Consider the following 23,675-nt stretch of genomic DNA (forward strand, 5'->3'; position numbering starts at 1 on the left):
TACCTAATTTCTATTTCTAACTTACTGAAACATTTTGAGATGTTAATTTATTTAAAATTAAAATATTGTCTCTTAAACAGTCTTCATAATTTTCTGCCTCAAACTCTGCTAAACACAAAGCTATTTGATCATCAATAGATTTAATTCCACCAAATCTATTTAAATATGATAAAGACATTTCAGCCAATTTGGCCAAGTAAATTGCTGATGCCATTTCGTTTCTTAACATAGCAAAATTTATAATTTCTGAGTCCAAGAAATTTATCATTAGATTATAATTTTCTCTATTATAAAAAATTTCAGGTTCTTGCTTTAATTCTTTTTCAGCTCTATTAAGTTTATTAAAACCTTCATTAATTTGTTTTTCGTATGTCTTTAAAATTGATATCTCTGAATTCTTAACAATCATTACTTCCATTATAGAAAGAATTTTTTTAAAACTTATATTTCTAGAATCAATTTCATTTATAATATTTTCTTTTGTTGTTAGTTCACTTCTAATAACTCTTAAATTTTCAAAAGACATAAAAATTTTTGAAAAAATGTCCATTAAAAGGCTTCCCTGTTTTGCATAATTTAATTTTTGGACTGAAGTTTTTCTTAAATCAAACTCAATCAATAAACTATTATATTTAGTTTGAATATCCTTAATTGTGTGTTCAACATTTAACATTTTTGATTTTATTAAATTTATATTTTTTGCAAAGCCAAATCCTTCATTTAAAGACATTGTGTCTTTAATTAAAATAACTTCATTAGACAAGCCTGAAAAAGCATTATTTATATTAATTTTACTTGTTTCAACAAAGCCTATAATTAACATTTCATATCTCATATTTTTTTCAAAATCTTTAATCTGATCTAAAATACTTTTTGAAGTTTCATATGCTTTTTCAAAATTTAAAGAATAAATATTACTTTTTATATTTTTTATCATATTTGAGTAAACATTAAATAGTGATGAAAATTGTGAGGATTTATTCGTTTTTTCAAGTTCATTTCTACCTCAATTTTGTAAAATACTTACTCTTATTTCTTCCATTTTAGAAGTTAATTGATAATCTGTTAAGTACAACATTTTTTCAGTATGATCAATGATTTGAATTAAATTTGCAATTATTTCGTATGCTTCTTTTAAACTTGAAACAGCTTCATTATATTTAGCAGACTCAATTTGTAAATTAGCAGACTCAATATAAAGTTTTAAATTTTGAATATATTTACTATTTAAAGTTTTAGGGCCCCAAATATCATTTGAATCTTTTCTAGTTTTAATTAGAGTTAAAACATTATTTGTTTCTTCAATAACATTTATATATCAGTCACGTGCTATTTTTTGCATTTCCAATATGTTTTCAATATTATCAATTGTATTTCTTGTATCAACATATAAACATGAACATTTATCATAAGTTCTTTTAGCTTTTATATAATTGCTAATAGAAGGTTTAGGTCTATAATTATTTTCTGAAAGCATTTCCGCTGCTTCAGTTGTTAAATTTGAAAATCTTGTTGCATAAATATCGTAGTAATTTCTAAGAAGTATTAGAAATGTGCTTTCAATATTTCTATTAGTTTTGTTTTGCATATAAATTCTATAAACTGATCTTATTTTTTTAAGCAAAGGAGCATGATCAACATATTCTAATAATCTTGAACTTTCATAAGTATACTCAATAGTTTTTTTATAAATAACAAGTGTTATAAGTGTTCCAATAATACCTAAAATAGAAATAACCACAAAGATAAGACCTAAAATCAACAATGTTGTTGGTTTATTTACTAAAGTCGAAAATAATATCATGAAACCACCACTTTTCTACCATATATAATTATATCAAATATATTTAATTCATTTGTTGTTGAAAGATATGTTGTTTATATATATAATATTAAAGTTATTGTTTATATTCTGCGGATGAATATTTACTAAAAACTGTTTATTATTTTACAATAGTAACTCTTGGCAGTAAGAGCGAATAAATAAACTGATTAGTAAGGAATTCATTAAAGACTATTTTTAATAACGCTATTTTTAAAAAGGAGATAACGTATGTCAAGATATACTGGATCAACATTTAAAAAAGCAAGAAGATATGGTTTCTCAATTCTTGAGAATGGTAAAGAATTTAGCAAAGGTAAAAAAAGAGTAACTACTCCAGGTCAACACGGTAAAGACAAAGCTCGTTTAAAAATGAGTGGATATGGTGCTCAATTACAAGAAAAACAAAAAGTTAAATTCATGTATGGAATGACTGAAAGACAATTCAGAAACACATTTGCAAAAGCTAAAAAAGTTCATGGTGGAATTTTAGGGACAAACTTCCTAGTATTATTAGAATCAAGATTAGACAATATTGTTTATCGTCTTGGATTCGCAATGACTAGACAAGCTGCTCGTCAATTAGTTAACCACGGTCATATTTTAGTAAATGGCAAAAAAATTGACATTCCATCATACCAAGCAAAACCAGGTGATCAAATTGAAGTTAAAGAATCTATGAAGAAAAACGACAAAATTGCTGAAGCATTACAAAACAATGAATCAACAGTTGAATTTGTTAAAGTAGATAAAGCTAACTTAAAAGGTCAATTTGTTAGATTACCTGAACGTCAAGAATTAAATTTAGAAATCAACGACGCTTTAATTGTTGAATGATACAACCGTTTAATTAAGTAATAATTAGACAAATCAAAAAACACCATTATAATAAACTGGTGTTTTTTTATATTTTTATAAACTAAAACCCATCACATTAAGGATGGGTTAATTTTTTTGTTTTGAGAGAAAAAATAAAATGTAAATTTGATAATAAAAGTATATATAAATGAAAAGATTTAAAAAATGCTTTTGCATTTCTTATTTGGGGGATAAATTCTTATCCCTTATTTTTATTATATATCTTATTTCCAAAATTGGAATACTTTTTTGGAAATTTTTATTTTAATTTTAATAAATAATATTTTTTCTTACCTTTTTTAACAATTATTTTATTAATTTGAATTGGATTAATACTTGCGATTTGTGCATTTTCGTCTTCAATAGCAGCATCATTAAATGAGATTGCTCTCGAATTAATAAATTCTCTTGCTTCTCTTTTTGAGGTAGCAGCCCCAACACTTATAACTGCATCAATAGCTTTTGTTGATTTTTCAAGTTCAATTGTAGGTATAGATTTAATTGCTAAATTTAACAATTCTTGATCTAGCGATAATAAATTACCTTCAAAAAAAGCTTGCGTTAATTTAATTGCTTTTTCTAATTCTGCTTGGCCATGTACAAATCTTGTTATTTCTTCTGCTAGTGTTTTTTGCATTATTCTTAAATGCGGTGCTTCTTTGTGTTTTGTTTCTAATGCTAGTATTTCTTCTTTAGATAAGAAAGTTAAAAATTTTAACATTTTAATACAATCATTATCATCTTGATTAATTCAAAATTGATAAAAATCATAAACACTTGTTTTACTTGAATCTAGTCAAACTGCTCCAGACTCAGTTTTGCCAAATTTCTGTCCATCTGATTTTGTTAATAATGGAATTGTAAAGCCAGATGCTTGCGTATTGGCAGAACCCACTTTTGTGGAAATATAATCAGTTCCACTTGTTATGTTACCTCATTGATCACTTCCCCCAATTTGAACTTTGCAATTATGATTAATATATAAATTATAAAAATCATAAGCTTGTAACATTGTGTATGAAAATTCTGTTACAGATAAACCTGTACTAATTCTAGTTGCAATTGATTCTTTGTTTAATAAATAACTTATATTAAAATCTTTTCCTACATCTCTTAAAAAATCAATAAGAGACATTTTCCCTAATCAATCAGCATTATTAGCAAAAGTTACATCAGGTATTATTTTTAATAACTGATTTTGAATTGCATCAGCATGGTATTTAACTTGTTCATCTGATTGCAATTTTCTCTCATCCGCTTTGAATGAAGGATCTCCAATCATTCCTGTTCCACCGCCAATTAAGCCAATTGCTTGAAAACCAGCATCATCAAATCTTTTAAGTGTAACTATCATCATTAAATGCCCTACATGTAATGAGTCAGCAGTTGGATCAAATCCACAATAAACAGCTGCCCCTTCTTGTTGCGCTTTTAATAATCTTTCTTCGTTTGTTATTTGTTTAATTAGACCACGTCATTCTAATTCTTTAATTATGTTCATAAAAAACCCCTTTATTTTATTTTTTGCAATCTTTTAGAATAAATGTTTTTTCTTCCAAATTTTGCTTGTTCTTTTCCATTAATAATAACAGCATCTCCTGTAAAGTTATTATCTATTTTTGCTAAATAACCACCAACACCATATATGTCGACTGGTACTTTATTTTTTTCGAATTCTTGTATTTTTTCAGCAGTTAAACCTGATGAAACAATTATTTTCACATGATTATGCCCCGCTTCATTTAGTGCATTTCTAACTTCTTTAATTAAATACTCATTAACGCCATATAAATTTGCATCTTTAGGGTATTTATTTTTATTTTCTTCTAAATATTTATCAATTAAATTACCTGAAGTGTCTATTCTTATTGCTCATAATTTTTCTTTAAAGTAATTAGCAACTTTTACTGCATCTCTAACACAGTCATTATTGTAATCAATTAAAGATAATAAATTATTATTTGGGAAATTATTGTAAAAAGCTTGAGTTGCTTTTATTATATCACCATCAAATGCTTGAATTAAAGCATGCGGCATTGTTCCTGAAGGTTTAAGTACAGCTGCATCATCGATTAATTCAATAGATGCTTCTGTAACAAAAAGTTTAATTCCTCCAACTCATGATGAATATCCGTCGCTTGCTAAAGTTAAATATGAATCAGCTCTGTCCATCATGTTTAAAATTGTTTTACCATTTGCTGCTTCTACTATTTTTTTACTATTTGTTGCTATACATGAATTTCTTGCAAGAATTCCATCTATCATTCCTTCTAATCATCCAAATGAAGCATAATTACCTTCAATTTTTAGAACTGGTTCATGGGCATCAATAATATCTCCATCTTTTAATGATCAAATTTTTAATTCGCTATAATTTGGGCATGCAAATTCCAATAATTGTAGGACTTCGCTAATTCCTGATAAAACTATATTGTCTTTTCTTTGGAAAAATTGCATGGTTACAACTGAATTGGGTAAATCATTTTGAATTATTTTACTTGTTTTTTTGAAATAGTCAGCAATGTAATAACCTGACTTTATTCTTGGATCAAAACTATATTTTTTCATAAATTATTAACCTAAAAATGCTTTTCCTAAATTGCTGCGATAACTTTCATCTAATTCAATAATTCCTTCTTCATTAAATTTGTTTGACTGTAATTGAAGTTCTCTAGCACTACATAGCATTCCTTCAGAAACATATCCTCTAAGTTTTCCTTTAACTATTTGCATTCCACTTGGCATTCAACTTCCATCAGTAGCAACAACTACATATATGTTTTCTCTAGCATTTTTAGCTCCGCAAACAATTTTTAGCACTTCCGTGCTTATATCAACCTCGCAAGAGCTTAAATGAGTATCAGGTATTTTGTTACATTTGATAATTTTACCAACAATAAAATGAGGCAAATTTTCTGTTTTAACTATGTCTTTTAATTCGGTGCTAATATACTCATAAATTTCGTCATTATTTAATATGTAATTTTTTTCAATTTTGATTTTCACATCAAAAATATTGATACCTACTATATCATTTTTATTTTTTAAGATTGCAATATTTGCGTGCTTCTCTGTTGTTGTTATTGGCTTATTATCAAAACTTAATAACAAGCAATTAAATTGTTTATTAAAAAACACTCCCATTTTTTTATTCATTATATCCACCCCTATTTTATTAATTTTAATAATATTATATAATTAACTTATTAAAAAAGCACTTTGAGGAGATTATAAATATGAAAATAGCAATTTTAACAGACTCATCTTTCGATGGAAATCTGAAAAGCTTTAAGGACTTATACCAAGTCCCACTCTTAATTGTAGAAGAAAATGGCACAACACATTTTAGTGACGATTCTTTGGATGAAAACTTATTTTATGATCTTTTAGAAAAGCAAGTTTTAAAAACAGCACAAACAACACCAGGAGAAATGATTAAAATATGAGATCAATTACTAAAAGAATATGATCAAATTATATTTCTACCATTGTCAAAAGGATTAAGCGGTCAATTTAACACTTATAGAATGTTAAGTGAAACTGAAGAAGAATATAAAGGTAAAGTTTTTGTTTGTGATACAAATGGTGTAAGTATAATTAACCAAGAATTTGTAAAAAGAGTTGCATTTTGAATTGCTCAAAATAAAAAAGGGTTTGAGATTATGGAGTTAGTTTCCAAAACTAATGAAGATTTTATTAGTTACATAATTCCAAAATCTTTAGATATCCTAAAACGTGGAGGAAGAATTAGCCCTGCAGCTGCAAGTTTAGCTAAAATGTTAAAAATAGTTCCGATACTTAGATACGACGGACAAATTGATAAAGAAGCTACAGCTAGAACTTTTAAAAAAGCAATTAATGAAGCATTAGATCTAATTAAGAAAAATGCAAAAGGAGTTAAAACAATTGATATCTCATATTCAAGAATGAACTCCGAAACTCTAGCTGAGGCAATTAAGATAATTGAAGAAAAAGGTTTTACAATTAATTTAAGTTCACAAATTACAAGTGTTATAGCAGCACACACAGGTAAAGAAACAATAGCAATAGCTGCATGAAAGAAATAGAGGGCATTATGAAAATAGTTATTTTATTAGATAGTTCAGGTACAAATTCATCTGAAAAAATTAAAGGTAAAGCAATTGATGTTTTACCATTACACTTTACTTTCCCAAATGGAACTGACATGTTAGACATTCCTGCTGAAGTTGAAAAGAGAGAAATAATCAAGTTAATTTCAGAAGGAGTTGACATTAAAACAAGTCAAGCAAGTCCTGGTGAAGTTGAAAATAAATATGACGAGCTTTTAGAAAAATATGATCATGTATATCATATTCCAATTACAGGAAATCTTTCAAGTATGTTACAAACAGCAATGATGGTTTCAAGAGATGAAAAATATGAAGGAAAAGTAACAGTTTATGAAAACTTAAATATTGCTGCTCAAGCAATTGAACAAACAGCATTGTACATTTCAAATCTTTTGGATAAAGGTGAAATTAGTACACCTGAAGAAATAACAAGTGCAATTAATGAATATGAGAAATCAATGTATATTGCAATAGTACCTGGAGATTTAAAAAGATTAACAAGTGGTGGAAGAGGAAAAAAAGCTGTAACAACTGTTTTAAACATACTTAAAACAAAAGTTTTAATAAAATGAGAAGCTGAACCCAAAAAAGAAGCAATAGGTAGAACAATAAACTCAATAATGGAAAAAATTGTAAAAGTTTACTCAAGCACTTATTCAAATGGTTATGAAATGGTTTTTGTTAGAACAGCATTGACTTCTAAAAAAATATATGAAGCAGCAAGAAATGTTTTAATTGAGAACAAAGTAAATTTTTCAGAAGAATTAATACCTAATATTTATACAGCACATGCTGGTGTTGATACAATTGGATTTATAATTACAAAAAAAATAGGCTAAGCCTATTTTTTTACTTATTGGCAGAGGTAACAAGACTCGAACTCGTGACACTCGGTTTTGGAGACCGATGTTCTACCATCTGAACTATACCTCTAAAAAAGCGCATAATTGCGCTGGTTTTCATATGGCAGGGGCAGCAAGACTCGAACTCGCGACACTCGGTTTTGAAGACCGATGTTCTGCCAACTGAACTATGCCCCTAAAAAATTAAACACTTAATTATTATAAATAAAAAAGGTTTACATTTCAATCTTAATAAATGTTATTTTGTTTTTGTTTGGCATTGCTCGCAAATAACATGTAACTCAATTTTTACATGTTCCAAATGTTTATTTCTATCATTTAGTAATTTTTCAAATTCATTAAAATTAATATTGTTCAATTTATCTACTGATACATGTTTAATATCACCACATTCATCACATTTAATATGCGCTGATTTATTAGTTGATAGCTCATACCAAATATTTTTGCCATCAAACGTATTTGATGAAATTGAGTGTTCCTTTAGTAAAAGATCAATTGTATTATAGATACTTGCCAAATTAACATTGCCCAAAAGTTTTTCAAGCTTCAATGTTAACTGTTGAATATTTATATGTTCTGAAATAATAATGAGTTTAATTATGTTAGATCTAATTTCTGTTATCTTAATTGATTTTAATTTCAAATTGTCTATGATTTCATCATATTTTTTTTGTTGAACTTTATTTAACTTTAACATAGTTGCTATTTTGTTAATTCTGCAATAACATTTTCTAAATCTTTAATTGTTTTGATTTCTAATAATTTGTCATCTGGAACGAAAATTGAAAGACGTTCTTCTAAAACCGTAATCATATCCATCAAATCCAATGAATCTAATCCAATTTTTGAAAATTGTGTTTCAGAAGTTATATTTCCTTTTGCACCCTTACTTTTTAATTCTTTAATAATTTCGTTATGTATATTCATTTTTTATCACCTAAAAAAATTATAACATTTATTATTCTTTATCTAACTTGTAATATCACTTATAACTAGTAAATTCATTGCTTAATTTTATAACTATTTTATTTTTCTCAAAAATAAAGTCTATATTCCCCATAAATTTTTGACTTTGCAATTTTAAAAGAAATATACATTTGAACATATCTTCATCAATATTTCCATTTCTGCTTATAAATTGTCTTCATTCATTTTCAGTAAATTCTACTTTTTTTAATTCATTCGAATTTTCTTTAACTTTAAATAGTTGCATTTCTTTAACTGCAAAAAATAAAGTTGTTCCGCCTGAAATAACTAAAATGAATATACATATTGACTTAAAATATTTCATATTCTTTTATTACCTTTATTAAATCTTCAGAGTTTAAAAAAATCATAATTTTCCAAAACTCTTCATCAAATTTATACTTTGTAAATTTACTTTCATCTATTATAAACTTAAAATTTTCAGAGAATTTGTAATTAGCATAAGATTTTATTTTACTCTCTAATTTTATTTCTTTCCCAAAAACTTCTAATATGATTTCTAAGTTTTGATCTTTGGTTCATATAAATGGGTTTAGATAAAGCCCTTCATCACCAGAAGTTAAGTCTACGATTTTAGTATCCTCATTTAAACTAGAATTACCTTTGTATTTTACCTTGTAATTGTCTGAATAAGATTCAGTTACTATATTTAAACTTCCTTTATAAAACTTTTTAAAATCGCTTTCTTCGTTAAGTTTAATTTGACTAATTTTAACTGCTGGAAAAATAGTGTTATTTTTAACTTGTTCTATTTCTTCTATAATTCTATTATCGATTCCAATATTATTAATTTCTTTTTGTATGTACTTTATTTCTAATTGAACTAAATCCGTATGTCTTTTGTTTACTGACAATTCATTTTTTAAAATTGAAATTTTAGAAAATAATAAAGTCTTGGAATTAAATGTTTTTTTCTTATTAAAAAGATCATAATATGAAAGATAAGAAATTAAAGACATATTAATCTTTAAATCTTCTCTTGCATACAAAAGATTAAGATTTATTTCACCTTTTGATTTATAACTTACTGCGTTGTAATCATGACTAAATCCAAAGTTAAATGTTGATTTTTCTTTTTTAATTTCACTATATGGGATTTCATACTCTATAAACATTTTATTTTGATTATTAATTATATAATTTTTTGAAACAGTATTTACTGGCTTTATTTCTTTTAAATCATTAGTATAAAGCTTAAAATCAAGATTTGATATGTTATATATTTCTTCATACATTGAATCTTTATTCATATCGGGATTTAAATTTAATGAAACTAACATTTTGAAATATGTGCTTTTACTTACAGTATAAGGTTTATTTATAAATAAAATTTCTGGTGCAATAAATGATTGATTACTTATTGATAAAAAAGTATTAACTACTATTTCATCATTTAAATTATTATTCTGTATTTGCATTATTCTACCTCCTACTTATAATTAAGGTAAAAAACAAAAAATAAGACGCAATATAGGGATACCAAAATAGTAAGTATTAATTAAATGTAGACTTTAATCTACATTTTTTTGGTATATCTATAAAAAATTTATTTAGTTCTATACCAGGAAAATAATGAAGGATTTTAGAGTGCTACCAAGATAGTAATTATTAATTAGAACAAAGTTTTTTTATAATAACTTATATTTTAAAAAAAGCATCTTATAAAACTAATAAAAAACTTTGAGGATTGTTTTATTTTTCGTAAAGTAATGCCAAAAATTTTAAAGTTTTTTGTTTATAATTATATGATACAACTAAAAAATATATTAATAAAATTAAAAGTTATTCTTGTTGTTACATGTGTTATTAAAGATTAACAAATCATTGATTATAGTTATAATAATCATTATAAAAACAAAATATTAAGGCATATTGAAATTAATGCCATAAATAAAGCTGTCAAAAAGTTGATATTGTTGATACAGATGAAGTTTAGTTTCTTGAAAATATAAGATGAAGGAGAATTAAGAAAATGGAACAAAAAATAAGAGAATATTGAGAGAAATTTAAACTTGATACAAATGCTGATAAAGATTTAAATTTTACAGAAGACTTTTGTTTTGGTTATGATGAAAGAACTTATAAGGAACTACTTAAATTAGTTCTAGAAGGAACAAAAAGAGCTACTTCATCAGCACTTTTTCAATATGAAAAGGATAATGAAAAAGAACCAAAGGTAGGTGATTATGCAATAGTAACTGATTCATTGCGTAATCCAAAATGTATCATTAAAACAACTAATGTAAGATATATAAAATTCAATGAAATGACTTATGATATTTGTAAACTAGAAGGTGAAGATGAAAATATTGAATCTTGAAAAGAAGAACATAGAAAATTTTTTACAAGTGTTTTTAAAAGATATAATTTAAATTTCACAGAAGACATGGATATACTTTTTGAAGAATTTGAAGTTGTTTATAGATAGATTCTTTTATATTTATAAACAACATTTTTGCTTAAGTTATTTTTTATGTAAAAGATTACATTTAATATTTTTTTAATTGAACAAAAAACAAAAAAAGACGCAATATAGGGATACCAAAAAAAGTAAGTATTAAATAAGGCACAAATTGTAGCTATACAAAAAAATGTAGATTGAAGTCTACATTTTAATTATTACTTACTTTTTTGGCAGCACTCTACAAGCATCTTATTATTTTTTTAATTAAGCAATGGCTTCTTTTGCTTTTTGGTAAGTTGCATCTAAAGCTTCACAAGATTTTTTAAATGCCTCTTTTTCAGCATCTGATAAATCTCACTCAATGATTGTTTCTCATCCTTTTGCTCCTAAAATAGCTGGCACTCCTGTGTAGAATCCTTTTTGTCCATATTCTCCATTTAATTTTGCACCAACCATGAAAGTAGTTTTTTCATCTCTTAAAATTGCTGCTGAAATTGCTGCTAAACATACACCAATTCCGTAGTATGTTGCGCCTTTACGTTCAATAATTTCATAGGCCATTCTAATAGCTCTTGTTCAGCATTCTTTTAGATCAGCTTCAGTAATTTTTCCTTCAGTTAAATATTTACTAATTGGTTGTCCCATAACTGTTGCTTTTGAATAAGCAGCAACTGATGAATCTCCATGTTCTCCCATAATGTAAGCATTAACTGATTTTGGAGCTACATTTAATTTTTCAGCAACTAATCTTCTTAATCTAGCTGAGTCAAGAGTTGTTCCTGCACCAACTACTGAATGCTCTTCATAACCTGTTACTTGTTGGTAAACTGTAGTTAAAACATCACAAGGATTTGAAGCAATAACAGTCACTCCATTGAAACCAGATGCTTTAATTGATTCTGCAATCCCCTTCATAATTTTTGAGTTATCTGCAATCAATTCTAATCTTGTTTCTCCAGGTCTTTGTGGACGTCCTGCAGTAATAACAATTAAGTCAGCATCTCCACAATCTTTATATGTTCCAGCTTTAATTGTAAATGGTTTATCTAAAACAGCCATTGTATCTTGAATATCAATAGCGTTCCCTTCAGCTGCTTTTGTATTAACATCAATTAAAACATACTCTTCAGCTAAACCTTGATTTACTGCTGAGTAGATAAATGACATTCCAACAGCACCAGTACCTACTAATACAACTTTATTTGAAGTTTTTTTCATATTATTTTCCTCTTATAAAAATCTCTCTACAAAATTATTATAGACTTTAAGAAATAAAATTTTAAGTGTTTTTATGAGAAAGTTCAATTTAGTTATACTAAAGAAAATAAAAAAATGTTGCTCGTAAAATAAGCAACACTTTTGTTTAAATATTAGTATTCAGATTTGTGATATTCTTCAGCAATTTGCATTACTTCATCAATTCCAGTTAAACCTGTTCCTGCAGGAATTAAATTTCCTAACATAATATTTTCTTTTAGACCTTCTAGTTTATCTTCTCTACCTTTAATAATTGCATCAGTTAATACACGTGCAGTATCTTGGAATGAAGCTGATGATAATCAAGATTCAGATTTCAATGGAGCTTTTTTAATACCTAAAATTTGATTTTTAGCAACCGGAGGAACTTTTCCTTCACGGATACATTGAGTAACTACTTCTTTGAATTTTTGTTGAGTTACAATTTCACCTTGTAGTAAGTGTGACTCACCACTTTGGATAACTTTAACTTTGTTTAGCATTTGTTTTACAATGATTTCAATATATTTATCTGAAATTTCAATCCCTTGTAAACGGTAAACTTTTTGAACTTCTTTTAAGATGTAGTTTTGTACAGCTGTTGTTCCAGCAACTTCTAATAGATCATGTAAATTAATTGAACCTTCAGTAAGTTTTTTACCTGGTTTAACTTCATCTCCTTTAGAAACTCTTAATACAGCGTTATACATTGTTTTGTATTGTTTTTCAATTTGTGTTCCGTTAATTTCTTCAAGAACAACAATTGTATTAATGCCATTTTTATTAATAATTTCTGAAACAACTCCAGCTTTTTCAGCAATAATTGCAACTGAACCTTTTTGAGTTGTAACGTCAAGTAATTCTTTAATACGAGGAAGACCTTGAGTAATATCAGCATCCCCTGCAACCCCTCCGGTATGGAAAGTACGCATAGTAAGTTGTGTTCCTGGTTCTCCAATTGATTGAGCTGCAATAACTCCAACTGGTTCTCCAATTTTAACTAATGATGCTGTTGCTAAGTTACGTCCATAACATCTTTGACATACACCTTTTTGGTTATCACATGTTAATACTGAACGAATTGTTACTTTTGTTATTCCAGCTGCAATGATTGCTTCTGCTTCATTTGATTCAATTAAAGTATCTTTAGCAATAACTACATTACCTTTAGCATCTTTAATATCGTTAAACGAATAACGTCCAACAATTCTGTCTTTTAATGGAACAATAATGTTGTTATGTTTTGTATCAATAACTGATTCAATTTCAAATCCTTTATTTGCCTTACAGTCTTCGTTAACTACAACAATTTCTTGTGAAACGTCAACTAAACGACGAGTTAAATATCCTGAATCGGCAGTTTTTAAGGCTAAGTCTGCCATCCCTTTACGAGCACCATGAGTTGAAACGAAGTATTCTGAAACTGATAGACCTTCACGGAATGATGATTTAATTGGAATTTCTTTAATATCACCTTTTGTATCGTTCATAAGTCCACGCATACCTACAAGTTGAGTAAAGTTAGACACGTTACCACGGGCACCTGAATCCGCCATCACAAAGACTGGGTTTTTAACATCTTGTTTTAAAACAACTTCTAATCTTTTTTGAATATCATCTTTTACATCAGATCAAACTTCAATAACACGGTGTTTTTTCTCTTCTTGAGTTAGCATACCTTCATTATAGAAACTTGTAATTTCCGCAACTTTTTGATCAGCTTCTGCAAATTCTTCATATTTGTGTTTAAAGGCAACAACGTCACCAGCTGAAATAGTTGTTCCAGATTTTGTAGAATATTTGAATCCTAAATCTTTCATTTTATCTAACATTTCAGCAGTCTTTCTTGCACCAAATTCATTAAAGTATTTTTCAATAATTAATGATAATTCTTTTTTCTTGATTGGAGCAACAACAGTGTAATTTTCAATAACACTATTAATGTCTTGTGAAAAATCAAATATGAAAGAGTTTACAGCTTCAACTGCATTGTAAATATTTGGTGAGTTAATTCATGGGAATGAATCATCAAATATTTGGTTGAATAAAATTTTACCAACAGTTGTTAATAAGTATCCTTTTCTTTGTTCATCATTAAATTTTTGAATTGGCAATGCATCAACTGCAATTCCAATTACAGCATTAATCGAAACCATTCCTGTATCAAATGCATTAATTGCTTCATTTATATCTGCAAAAATAGTTCCTTCACCATTTTGACCTTTTTCTTCGAAGGTTGCGTAGTAGTTACCTAGAATAATATCTTGTCCTGGAGTAACAATAGCTTTACCATCTTTTGGTCCCAAAATAGCATTTGACCCTAACATTAAAGCTCTAGCTTCTGCAACAGCTTCTTTTGTAATTGGAACGTGAACAGCCATTTGATCTCCATCAAAGTCGGCGTTGAAAGCAGTAGTTACAAGCGGGTGAAGACGAATTGCTTTACCTTTAACTAATTTTGGCTCAAACGCTTGAATCCCAAGTCTGTGAAGTGTAGGAGCACGGTTCAATAGAACTGGTCTATCTTTTATTACATGCTCTAATGCTTCTCAAATTTTTGGATCATTTTGTAAGATCATTTTTTCAGCAACTTTTACGTTATCTGCATATTCATGTTCTTGTAATCATTGAATTACAAATGGTTTAAATAATGTTAAAGCCATTTCACGAGGAATTCCTGCTTGATACATTTTTAAGTCTGGTCCAATAGCAATAACTGAACGACCTGAGTAGTCAACACGTTTTCCAAGTAAGTTTTGACGGAAACGACCTTGTTTTCCTTTAAGAACACTTGTTAAAGATTTTAATGGACGTTTGTCTTTTCCTTGAATTGGACGTGGCTTACGTTCATTATCTAAAAGTGCATCAACAGCTTCTTGTAACATACGCTTTTCGTTGTTAATAATAATTGATGGTGCACCCATTTCTTTAACTTTCATTAAACGTTCATTTCTAATGATAATACGGCGGTATAAATCATTAATTTCTGAAGTTGTAAATCTTCCTCCATCTAATTGAATAATTGGACGGATATCTGGTGGAATGACAGGTAATACACGCAATACCATTCATTCAGGTTTTTGTTTTGAACGCTTTAATGATTCTAAGATATCTAATCTTTTTAATAATTTTGAGTTATCAGCATTTGGTCCAATAGCGTCTAAAGTATTTTTTGTTAATTGGATTTCTTTTTCTAAATCAATTTGTTTCAATAATTCTTCAATAGCAGCAGCTCCAATACCAAATTTTGCATCAGTGTACTTTGAAATCAATGCTGTTGCTTCATCAATTGAAAATGGAATAGTTGGATTATTTAATTCTTCTAATAATCTTTCAGCTTTTAAAGTATCTCTATGAGCTGGATCATTAATTAATTCAATAATTTCTTCAATAGCTGGTCTTAATTTACTACGAGTTTTTTGTGATTTTGAAACACCTAAATCTAGTACTTCTTTAGCTACGAAATGTTTTGATGTTCCTGGGTCTAAAACAATATGTGAAACGAAGTAAACAACTTCTTCTAATTCTTTAGATTTTAAGTCTAATAATGACGCAATTCTTGATGGAGAAACTTTTACCATTCAAATATGAGTAACAGGTTCTGCTAATTCAATATGCCCCATTCTTTCACGACGCACAATTGACTCAGTTAACTCAACTCCACATTTTTCACATTTTTTCCCTTTATTCATAGGGTTAGCTTTTTTAAATTTTCCACAAAAACATTCATAGTTTTTAGTTGGCCCAAAGATTTTTTCATCAAATAAACCATCTTTTTCAGCTTTTAATGTTTTATAGTTAATTGTTTCAGGCTTAGTAACTTCTCCATGTGATCATGAACGAATAGTATCAGCACTAGCTAATTCAATTTTAATTACTTTATTATTTTTGTTTTCCATTTTGCCCTCCTATTCTTGTTCAAATGAAAGGTTAATTTCACTTTCATCTACTTCTTCAAAACTATCTAAGTCTTCGATTTCAACAAGTGAAATTGATTCTTCGAAAGTTAATTTATCTACTGATGCATGTTTGATATCTTCATCATTGATTGAATCTACATCATCATCATAAGCATTAATTTGAGATTTGTTTCCTTTTTCATCTAATAGATAAATATCAAATCCTAATCCCATAATTTCTTTTGAAAGAACGTTAAATGATTCAGGTGTTCCAGGTGTAGGAATTTGTCTTGATCTAACGATTGCTTCATAAGTTTTTGTACGACCTTTTAAGTCATCTGATTTAATAGTTAAGATTTCTCTTAGAGTGTGCGCAGCACCATAGGCTTCTAAGGCTCAAACTTCCATTTCTCCAAAACGTTGTCCTCCGTTTTGTGCTTTTCCACCAAGAGGTTGTTGAGTAATTAATGAGTAAGGTCCAACACTTCTTGCATGTAACTTGTCATCAACCATGTGTGAAAGTTTTAACATGTACATAACTCCAACTGAGATTGGTTTATCAATTATTTCACCTGTTTGACCATCAATTAATTTAACTTTACCGTAATTTTCCATTCCAGCTTCAGCCATAATTTCATCTAAGTCATTACTGTTAACTCCTTCAAAAACTGGAGTTGCAATTTTAACCCCTAATTTTTTAGCAGCCATTCCTAAGTGAATTTCTAAGATTTGACCAATGTTCATACGTGAAGGTATCCCTTGAGGGTTCAATAGAATATCAACTGGTGTTCCGTCTTCTAAGTGAGGCATGTCTTCAACTGGTAACACTTTTGAGATAATCCCTTTGTTACCGTGACGTCCTGACATTTTATCCCCTTCTTGGATTTTACGTTTTTGAACTATGTAAACTTTAATAACTTCTAATACATCTGCTGGTAAATCAATACCATCTGGATTTGCTGCTGATTTAGCTTTAAATCTTTGAACAGATTGAACAATTCCTTCTCCACCATTTGGAACTTTTAATGAGTTATCTTTAACTGATCTTGATTTTTCTCCAAAGATAGCATGTAATAATTTATCTTCTGGTGATAATTGAGTTTGTCCTTTTGGAGTTACTTTACCAACTAAAATATCTCCTGTTTTAACTTCAGTTCCAATAGCAACAATTCCTTCACTATCTAAGTATTTTTTAGCATTATCACTAATGTTTGGAATTTCTGCTGTAATTTCTTCAGCACCTTGTTTTGTATTACGAACTTCTAAAACATATTCATCAATATGTACTGAGGTAAATTTATCTTCCATGATAACTCTTTCAGACATAACAATAGCATCTTCGAAGTTGTAACCATTATATGTAGTAAATGCAACAACAACGTTTTGCCCTAAAGCTAATTCTCCATTATCAACAGAAGGCCCATCAGCAATAATTTGCCCTTTTTCGATTGAATCCCCAACTTTAACGATTGGTTTTTGAACAATTGAACTTCCGTTATTTGAACGTTCAAAGTTTGCTAAAGTATATGTTTTAATTCCTGATTTTGATTCAACAGTAATTTGTTTTGCATCAACGTATTTAACAATACCATTTTCAACTGCAACAATACATACTCCTGAGTCTCTTGCTGCTTCAAATTCAATTCCTGTTCCTACAAATGGTGATTCAGGTACGATTGTAGGTACTGCTTGACGTTGCATGTTAGCACCCATAAGCGCACGGTTAGCATCATCGTTTTCCAAGAATGGAATTGCTGATGTTGCAACTGAAACAATTTGTTTAGGAGAAACGTCAATAAATTGAACTTCTTCCACTCTAGCAATGTAATCATCACCTTTGTAGCGAGAAACAACAGTTTCGTCTAAAATTTTTCCATTTTCATCTTTTGTAACGTTTGATTGAGAAATAATGTATTCTTTTTCTTCATCAGCTGATAAGTATTCATGTTCTGCTTGGATAACACTATCAATTACTTTTAAGTATGGTGTTCGAATAAATCCTAATTCATCAACGATTGCATAAGTTGATAAGTTGTTAATCAATCCAATGTTTGGTCCCTCTGGAGTTTCAATAGGACAGATTCTTCCATAGTGAGAAGGGTGAACGTCACGCACTTCTAAGCTGGCACGGTCTCTTGATAATCCCCCAGGTCCTAAAGCAGTTAATCTACGTTTATTTGTTAATTCTGCTAATGGGTTAATTTGATCCATAAATTGTGATAATTGAGATAAATTAAAGAACTCACCAATAACTGCTGTTAATGGTTTTGCATTAATAATTGTTGAAACTTTAACTTTGTATAAATCACTTGTTGAGAGTTTTTCTTTAACATTTTTATCAATACGAGTTAATCCCATTCTAAATTGATTTTGTAATAATTCACCAACTGTTCTAACACGACGGTTAGCTAAGTTGTCAATATCATCATATTCACCAATGTTATATTCCAATCCTAGCAAGTATGAAACTGTAGCTACGATATCAACAACTGTAATATGTTCTTCTTTTGAATTAGAAGTAATACCAACTAATGTAAATGTTTCATCTTTTGCATTGTTATCTTTGTAAACTTTAACTTTTTGAATTTTACGTGATCCTGGGATGTCTTCTCTATATTCAATTGAAGAAACCATTACGTCTTCTTGTGATAATGCATCTGAAACTTCTTTAATATTTGCTTTTGAAACTTCTGTATTTTTGGCAATTAAAACTGTTCCCCTTGCATCAACAATATCTTCAGCCAATATTCTTCCAATTAAACGATTTTTAACTGATAATTTTTGTTGCAATTTAAATCTTCCGGCTTTTGTTAAATCATATTTTCTACGGTCAAATAATAATCCATTAATGTATTTAGATGCTCCATCTGAAGTAGCTGTTTCACCTTGTCTAATTTTTTTATAAATTTCTTGAACGTGTTGTGCTCAGTCAGCATATGTATCACCTGTATCATTGTCATTTTTCAATGTTTCAACAATAACTGTATCTTTATCAAAAATATTTAGGATTGTATCTCTGTCTAAACCTAATATTTTCAAGAATGAAGTTGCAGTTGTTTTTCTTGATTTATCAATCTTTACAAACAATGAATTTGTTGTTTCTGCTGTTTTTTTAGTATCTGTTTCAAATTCTAATCATGTACCACGACTTGGAATAATATCTCCATTATAAATATTCTCCCCTGTTTTGTTGTTAATTTCAGTTTTAAAATATGATCCTGGAGATCTAACTAATTGAGAAACAATAACTTTTTGTGAACCATTAATAACAAATGTTCCAGAGTCAGTCATTAATGGGAAATCACCAAAGAATACTTGGCCTCATTTTCTAACAATTACATCAGCTACAATAATGTCTTCTTTTTCTTCCAAAATTGTTATTTGGAATAAGTCATTTTTTTCTGTACCTTTTAATTTCGCTTCAAAGAAATAAATGTTTTCTGTATTTTTAACTAAAGTAACATTTTTAGACTCTGTTTTACTAGAAATTCAATTAGTTAATATTTTCTTAACATCTTTTTCTACAATTTCTTCAAATTCTTTTGAAATATCTTCAGTCTTTGTAAACATTAACTGTAAGTCTACATAAATTGGTGCATCATAAATTTTTGATTGTTCTTTTGCTTTTGCGGGAGATATTTTAGCTTCTTTAATTTCTCATCCTTCTAAGAAAAGAGAAGCACTCATATCATTTGAACTCATTGCAAAGAATTCATTTAAAACTTCATCAATACCTTTTGTTTTGAATCATTCAAAAGTTTTTGTTTGAATTTCAATTAAGTTTGGCAATTCTAGATTACCTGAAACTTTTCTATAATCACGTCTTTCAACGCCACGGTTTATTTTTTTAATTTTATATGCCATGTTGTTTCCTTTCATTTTATTTTAAAATGTATTTATATTTATTTAGTTGTTTATCAACAACTGTATAGTTTGTCTCATTTTTGGTTGTTTTTAAAATATTTGCGCCTTTGAGATTTTCTAAAGCATTTTTAATTTCTTGTTTCTTAATTGTTGTTGAATTATTGATTCTTAACTTATCTGTAATTTTAGTAATTGAAATTTCTTTAGTTCTTTCAGTTAGTATTGCAGTCAAGACAATATATTCATAATCAGTTGGGAAGAATGCTGAACGCTTTGCATAGTCTTCATCAATTCAGCTGTAAATCAAACTTAATAAAAAATTGCTTTTAACAGATTCTTTAATTTTGCTTTTAATAAAATCTATTGCTTCGCTAAGATTAAAACCTTGGAGAGCAGCTTCATTAATTTTTAGAATCATATCTTCTCATTGATTTGCTAAATCAAAAATTCTTAATTGTTTATCTTCTTTATACCCATCTTTGTGTAAAAATCAAAGACTCATTAATATAGCTAAACTAATGTTAAATTTTTGATAAGGTTGAATAATTAAAATCTGTAAGAAAATAATTATTGCTTTTGTAAAACCATCAAAAGAATTTCCTGGTACATCATTTATAAACTTAAATACTTCTTTTAACTCATCATCAATCGAATTAAAATCAATATCAATATTTGTAATCATCTTATTATTATCTACACGATAATAATTAGTTTTTTTGTCTAAATTGAATTCTGTATTTCTAAAAAGGATGTGAATTAATAATTCAAAGTTATCTTCATTAATTTCAAAATTTGGCTTTTTAACAAGTCTAATTGCTTCAATTAAATTTAAAGCTAATTTCTCTTTTTTAGTCTTGGGTTTATATCCATTTTCAATTTTTCTAATCATATTGTGTATTGAAATCAATGATGTTCCTTCTGCTAGCGATTCTAAGAACATTAGTGAAGCAATGTTATTAGTTAGAGCTAAGCTTTTAAGAAGGCTATTGTTTGGAGTTGTGTATGCTTCAAAGTAATTTGTTAAATACATATCACTTTGAAGTTCTTTCATTGGTTCAAAATTCATTTTTTGCCCTATTGATAAAGGGAAGTTAACAGAAAAAAGAAATTGCTCTTCTTGAATTCTTTCAATTTCAGAGACAATCTTTTTATTAAGAAAATAATTCAGACTCATTAAAACTTCCTCCCAATATTTCTTTGCAAAAAATTGAGAATAGTAGAAGCTCTTAACTAACTAAACTACACTCGATTAATATATTATATAGAAAAGTGTTCAAAAAATCAAATATTCACTAAATACTTTGCCTATTTTTTATTAAAAAAATAAAGAGAATAGATTATATATTTGTATATAATTAACTTAAAAGAAAAAATGGAAATTTAAATAAAATGAAAAAAACTATTAATGAAATTAATAATCTTTTAAACAATAAATATTTTTCTGGTGCTGTTATAAAAATTGAAAAGAATGGAAAAGTATTACTAAATAAAGCCTTCGGATTAAATAATATTGAAAAGAATGAAAAAATGAAAGTTGAAACGATTTTTCCTATTTATTCAATGACAAAACCAATAATTGTTTTAGCTACCTTTTTACTTATTCAAGAACATAAATTATCTCTTGATACAAAAGTTTGTGAATTTTACTCAAATTTTAATGAAGAAATAACAATAAGACATTTGTTAAATATGACATCAGGAATTTCTTATAGCTGAAATAGCACTAGTCATGAAAATGAAATGATTAAGATTGAACATGATATTGAATCAGACAAATATAATTTAGATGAAATTATTGAAAAAATAAATAATATTCCAATTTCATGTAAACCAGGTTCAGAGTGAATATATGGAATGAACATTGATATCTTAGGTGGAATAATTGAAAAAATAACTAATACTAAATTAAATGCATTTTTAGAAAAGAGAGTATTTAATCCTTTAAAAATGTTTGATACAGATTTTAAAGTTAAAGATTTAAAAAGAAAAGCAATAAAATATGATCTTATTGAAGAGAACAAAAATAATGTATTAAAAGCAAATGAAAATTATCACTGAATGATGCCTGAAAAACTTGATAGCATTCCTAATTGCTGTTTGGGAGGTTCTGGTCTTTTTAGCACATCAGAAGATTACAATAAATTTTTGAATTTTATGCTAAGTGGAAAAATAAAAAACAAGGTAATTTTGCAAAAAAAATATATTAAAGAAATAACTAAAAATCAATTAGAACATATTGAAAATGCTAAAATTTGAGATTTAAATGAAGATTATCAATATGGTTATGGTGTTAGAGTAAGAATAAGAAATAAAATAGCCCCTTTAACAGAAGTTGGAGAATGAGGTTGAGGCGGAATTTTAGGTACATCAAGTTTTGTTGATCCCAAAAATAAAATTGTTATGTCTTTTATGGTTTCAGTTTATCCTGGCAATAATACATTAACTTACAACAAAATTACTAAAGCAATTTATGAAGATCTTAAAACTAATAATTTAATATAAAAAAACTACTTTTCAAAATGAAAGGTAGTTTTTAAATTTTTATTCTTTTAAATAAATATTATTTGTATTCTACTGATGCTCCAGCTTCAATTAATTGAGCTTTAATTGCGTCAGCATCTTCGATTTTAACGTTTTCTTTAATAGCTACTGGTAATGTTCCATCAACTAATTTTTTAGCGTCCATTAATCCTAATCCAGTTACTTCTTTAACTACTTTAATAACTGCAACTTTTTGTCCACCTGCATTTGTTAACATAATTGAAACTTCTGAAGGTGCTGAATCAGCAGCAGCTGGTCCTGCAGCAACAGCAACACCTGCTGATGCAACAACATCAAAGTGTTCTTCGATTGCTTTAACTAATTCGTTTAATTCTGTTAATTTCATTTCTTCTAATGCTTTAATAATATCTTCTTTTGTGATTGCCATAATTTTGGTCTCCTTTTATTTATGATTTTTATTTGCTATTAATACTTGGGTTTGTATTAGTCTTTTTTTGTATCAGCAACAGCATTAATTACAGCCATAACTTGACGTAATGGGTAAATTAAGCTTGATGCAAACATTGAGTATAAATCTTCTTTTGATGGTAGAGTAGCAATTTCTGTAATTGCTGCAGTATCCATAGCTGCGCCTTCATAAATTCCGGCTTTTAATTTTAATGCTTCGTTTTCTTTAGCAAATTTAGCAACTAATTTAGCAGCTCCAATTGCATCTTCGTTTGAGAAAATGAAAACATTTTGTTGAGTTAAATATTCGTTTAATTCTGTTAAATTTAATTCTTCAACGGCTCTTCTAACAAGTGAGTCTTTATAAACTTTAACTTCAATACCTTGTTTTAGAGCTTGAACTCTTAAATTTGACATTTGTTCAACTGATAAGTGTTTGTATTCTGCAATAGCAACACCTTGAGCTGATTGAATTTTAGAAACAATCTCAGCAACGATTTCTGCTTTTTTAGCATGTGCAGGTCTATTTGTTGACATTCGTATTCCTCCTATTTTCTTATTTTAAAACAAAACCCTCGGTTCTTAATACAAGGACCAAGGGAAACGTAAAATACATTTTTTAAATTAATGTTTTGATTTATTTAATAAATGTTTATGTAATCCTCGGTAACAAATTAAGGGAATATCCCAGTTACTGTC

The 23,675-nt window shown here is 27.9% G+C and carries 19 protein-coding genes, 2 tRNA genes and 1 other annotated feature (1 of these 22 cut by a window edge); of the genes, 5 read left to right on the forward strand and 16 right to left on the reverse strand.

Going from position 1 to position 23,675, the window contains the following annotated elements; genetic code table 4:
• Positions 1-16: 16 nt before the first annotated feature.
• Complete coding sequence (locus CK556_RS03275) at positions 17-1,804, reverse strand: hypothetical protein (RefSeq protein ID WP_027875468.1); 1,788 nt, start codon at positions 1,802-1,804, stop codon at positions 17-19.
• A gap of 249 nt (positions 1,805-2,053) precedes the next feature.
• Between CK556_RS03275 and rpsD the strand changes: the two genes are divergently transcribed.
• A complete protein-coding gene (rpsD, locus tag CK556_RS03280) occupies positions 2,054-2,680 on the forward strand; it encodes a 30S ribosomal protein S4 (RefSeq protein WP_027875469.1) in 627 nt (208 codons plus the stop codon).
• Positions 2,681-2,939: 259 nt separating this feature from the next.
• Here rpsD and tyrS read toward each other — a convergent pair whose 3' ends face one another.
• Genes tyrS through ytpR form a run of 3 tightly spaced genes read right to left on the reverse strand, consistent with a single transcriptional unit; the run spans position 2,940 to position 5,836 of the window.
• On the reverse strand, positions 2,940-4,181 hold the full coding sequence (tyrS, locus tag CK556_RS03290) for a tyrosine--tRNA ligase (RefSeq protein ID WP_027875471.1): 1,242 nt from the start codon (positions 4,179-4,181) through the stop codon (positions 2,940-2,942).
• Between the two features lie 11 nt (positions 4,182-4,192).
• The gene (locus tag CK556_RS03295) at positions 4,193-5,248 is read right to left on the reverse strand and encodes a nicotinate phosphoribosyltransferase (RefSeq protein WP_027875472.1); all 1,056 of its coding nucleotides are present in this window, start codon (positions 5,246-5,248) and stop codon (positions 4,193-4,195) included.
• A 6-nt stretch (positions 5,249-5,254) separates the two neighbouring features.
• Entirely contained in the window at positions 5,255-5,836 is a 582-nt protein-coding gene (gene ytpR, locus CK556_RS03300; protein WP_027875473.1) for a YtpR family tRNA-binding protein, read from the reverse strand.
• 71 nt (positions 5,837-5,907) lie between these two features.
• Between ytpR and CK556_RS03305 the strand changes: the two genes are divergently transcribed.
• Both CK556_RS03305 and CK556_RS03310 read left to right on the forward strand, forming a co-directional pair.
• A complete protein-coding gene (locus CK556_RS03305; RefSeq protein ID WP_027875474.1) occupies positions 5,908-6,747 on the forward strand; it encodes a DegV family protein in 840 nt (279 codons plus the stop codon).
• A gap of 8 nt (positions 6,748-6,755) precedes the next feature.
• Entirely contained in the window at positions 6,756-7,610 is an 855-nt protein-coding gene (locus tag CK556_RS03310) for a DegV family protein (protein ID WP_027875475.1), read from the forward strand.
• Between the two features lie 18 nt (positions 7,611-7,628).
• On the opposite strand, the gene CK556_RS03315 is transcribed toward CK556_RS03310, so the two are convergent.
• The 6 genes from CK556_RS03315 to CK556_RS03340 all read right to left on the reverse strand — a co-directional run bounded on the left by CK556_RS03315 (position 7,629) and on the right by CK556_RS03340 (position 10,042).
• Positions 7,629-7,704: transfer RNA gene (locus CK556_RS03315), tRNA-Trp, on the reverse strand.
• A gap of 31 nt (positions 7,705-7,735) precedes the next feature.
• Positions 7,736-7,811: transfer RNA gene (locus tag CK556_RS03320), tRNA-Trp, on the reverse strand.
• Positions 7,812-7,872: 61 nt separating this feature from the next.
• Positions 7,873-8,334, reverse strand: coding sequence for a Fur family transcriptional regulator (locus tag CK556_RS03325; RefSeq protein ID WP_027875476.1), 462 nt, complete (start codon positions 8,332-8,334; stop codon positions 7,873-7,875).
• 5 nt (positions 8,335-8,339) lie between these two features.
• On the reverse strand, positions 8,340-8,564 hold the full coding sequence (locus CK556_RS03330) for an acyl carrier protein (protein WP_027875477.1): 225 nt from the start codon (positions 8,562-8,564) through the stop codon (positions 8,340-8,342).
• A 31-nt stretch (positions 8,565-8,595) separates the two neighbouring features.
• Positions 8,596-8,928 carry a hypothetical protein gene (locus tag CK556_RS03335; RefSeq protein ID WP_027875478.1) on the reverse strand — a complete coding sequence of 111 codons (333 nt, stop codon included), beginning with the start codon at positions 8,926-8,928 and terminating at the stop codon, positions 8,596-8,598.
• Positions 8,915-10,042, reverse strand: a complete 1,128-nt coding sequence (locus CK556_RS03340) for a hypothetical protein (RefSeq protein WP_027875479.1) — start codon at positions 10,040-10,042, stop codon at positions 8,915-8,917. The genes CK556_RS03335 and CK556_RS03340 overlap by 14 nt, the downstream gene beginning before the upstream one ends.
• 554 nt (positions 10,043-10,596) lie before the next feature.
• Here CK556_RS03340 and CK556_RS03345 point away from each other — a divergent pair.
• Complete coding sequence (locus tag CK556_RS03345) at positions 10,597-11,052, forward strand: ASCH domain-containing protein (RefSeq protein WP_027875480.1); 456 nt, start codon at positions 10,597-10,599, stop codon at positions 11,050-11,052.
• 240 nt (positions 11,053-11,292) lie between these two features.
• On the opposite strand, the gene CK556_RS03350 is transcribed toward CK556_RS03345, so the two are convergent.
• From CK556_RS03350 to CK556_RS03365, 4 genes are all read right to left on the reverse strand, one after another.
• Positions 11,293-12,246, reverse strand: coding sequence for an L-lactate dehydrogenase (locus tag CK556_RS03350; RefSeq protein WP_027875481.1), 954 nt, complete (start codon positions 12,244-12,246; stop codon positions 11,293-11,295).
• Positions 12,247-12,398: 152 nt separating this feature from the next.
• A complete protein-coding gene (gene rpoC / locus CK556_RS03355) occupies positions 12,399-16,163 on the reverse strand; it encodes a DNA-directed RNA polymerase subunit beta' (RefSeq protein WP_027875482.1) in 3,765 nt (1,254 codons plus the stop codon).
• Positions 16,164-16,172: 9 nt separating this feature from the next.
• Positions 16,173-20,027 (reverse strand): DNA-directed RNA polymerase subunit beta, encoded by a 3,855-nt coding sequence (rpoB, locus tag CK556_RS03360; RefSeq protein WP_095761531.1) that lies wholly within the window; start codon positions 20,025-20,027, stop codon positions 16,173-16,175.
• A gap of 16 nt (positions 20,028-20,043) precedes the next feature.
• A complete protein-coding gene (locus CK556_RS03365; RefSeq protein WP_027875484.1) occupies positions 20,044-21,201 on the reverse strand; it encodes a hypothetical protein in 1,158 nt (385 codons plus the stop codon).
• A 215-nt stretch (positions 21,202-21,416) separates the two neighbouring features.
• Here CK556_RS03365 and CK556_RS03370 point away from each other — a divergent pair, with 215 nt between their 5' ends.
• The gene (locus tag CK556_RS03370; RefSeq protein WP_027875485.1) at positions 21,417-22,529 is read left to right on the forward strand and encodes a serine hydrolase domain-containing protein; all 1,113 of its coding nucleotides are present in this window, start codon (positions 21,417-21,419) and stop codon (positions 22,527-22,529) included.
• 58 nt (positions 22,530-22,587) lie between these two features.
• Here the strand turns inward: CK556_RS03370 and rplL are convergent, their stop codons facing one another.
• The gene (gene rplL / locus CK556_RS03375; protein WP_027875486.1) at positions 22,588-22,956 is read right to left on the reverse strand and encodes a 50S ribosomal protein L7/L12; all 369 of its coding nucleotides are present in this window, start codon (positions 22,954-22,956) and stop codon (positions 22,588-22,590) included.
• Between the two features lie 56 nt (positions 22,957-23,012).
• Complete coding sequence (gene rplJ / locus CK556_RS03380; RefSeq protein WP_027875487.1) at positions 23,013-23,513, reverse strand: 50S ribosomal protein L10; 501 nt, start codon at positions 23,511-23,513, stop codon at positions 23,013-23,015.
• Between the two features lie 20 nt (positions 23,514-23,533).
• Positions 23,534-23,675 (reverse strand) — a sequence feature (ribosomal protein L10 leader region) (it continues 23 nt past the right edge of the window).

Source organism: Mesoplasma chauliocola, from assembly GCF_002290085.1.
GTDB lineage: Bacteria > Bacillota_I > Bacilli_A > Mycoplasmatales > Mycoplasmataceae > Mesoplasma > Mesoplasma chauliocola.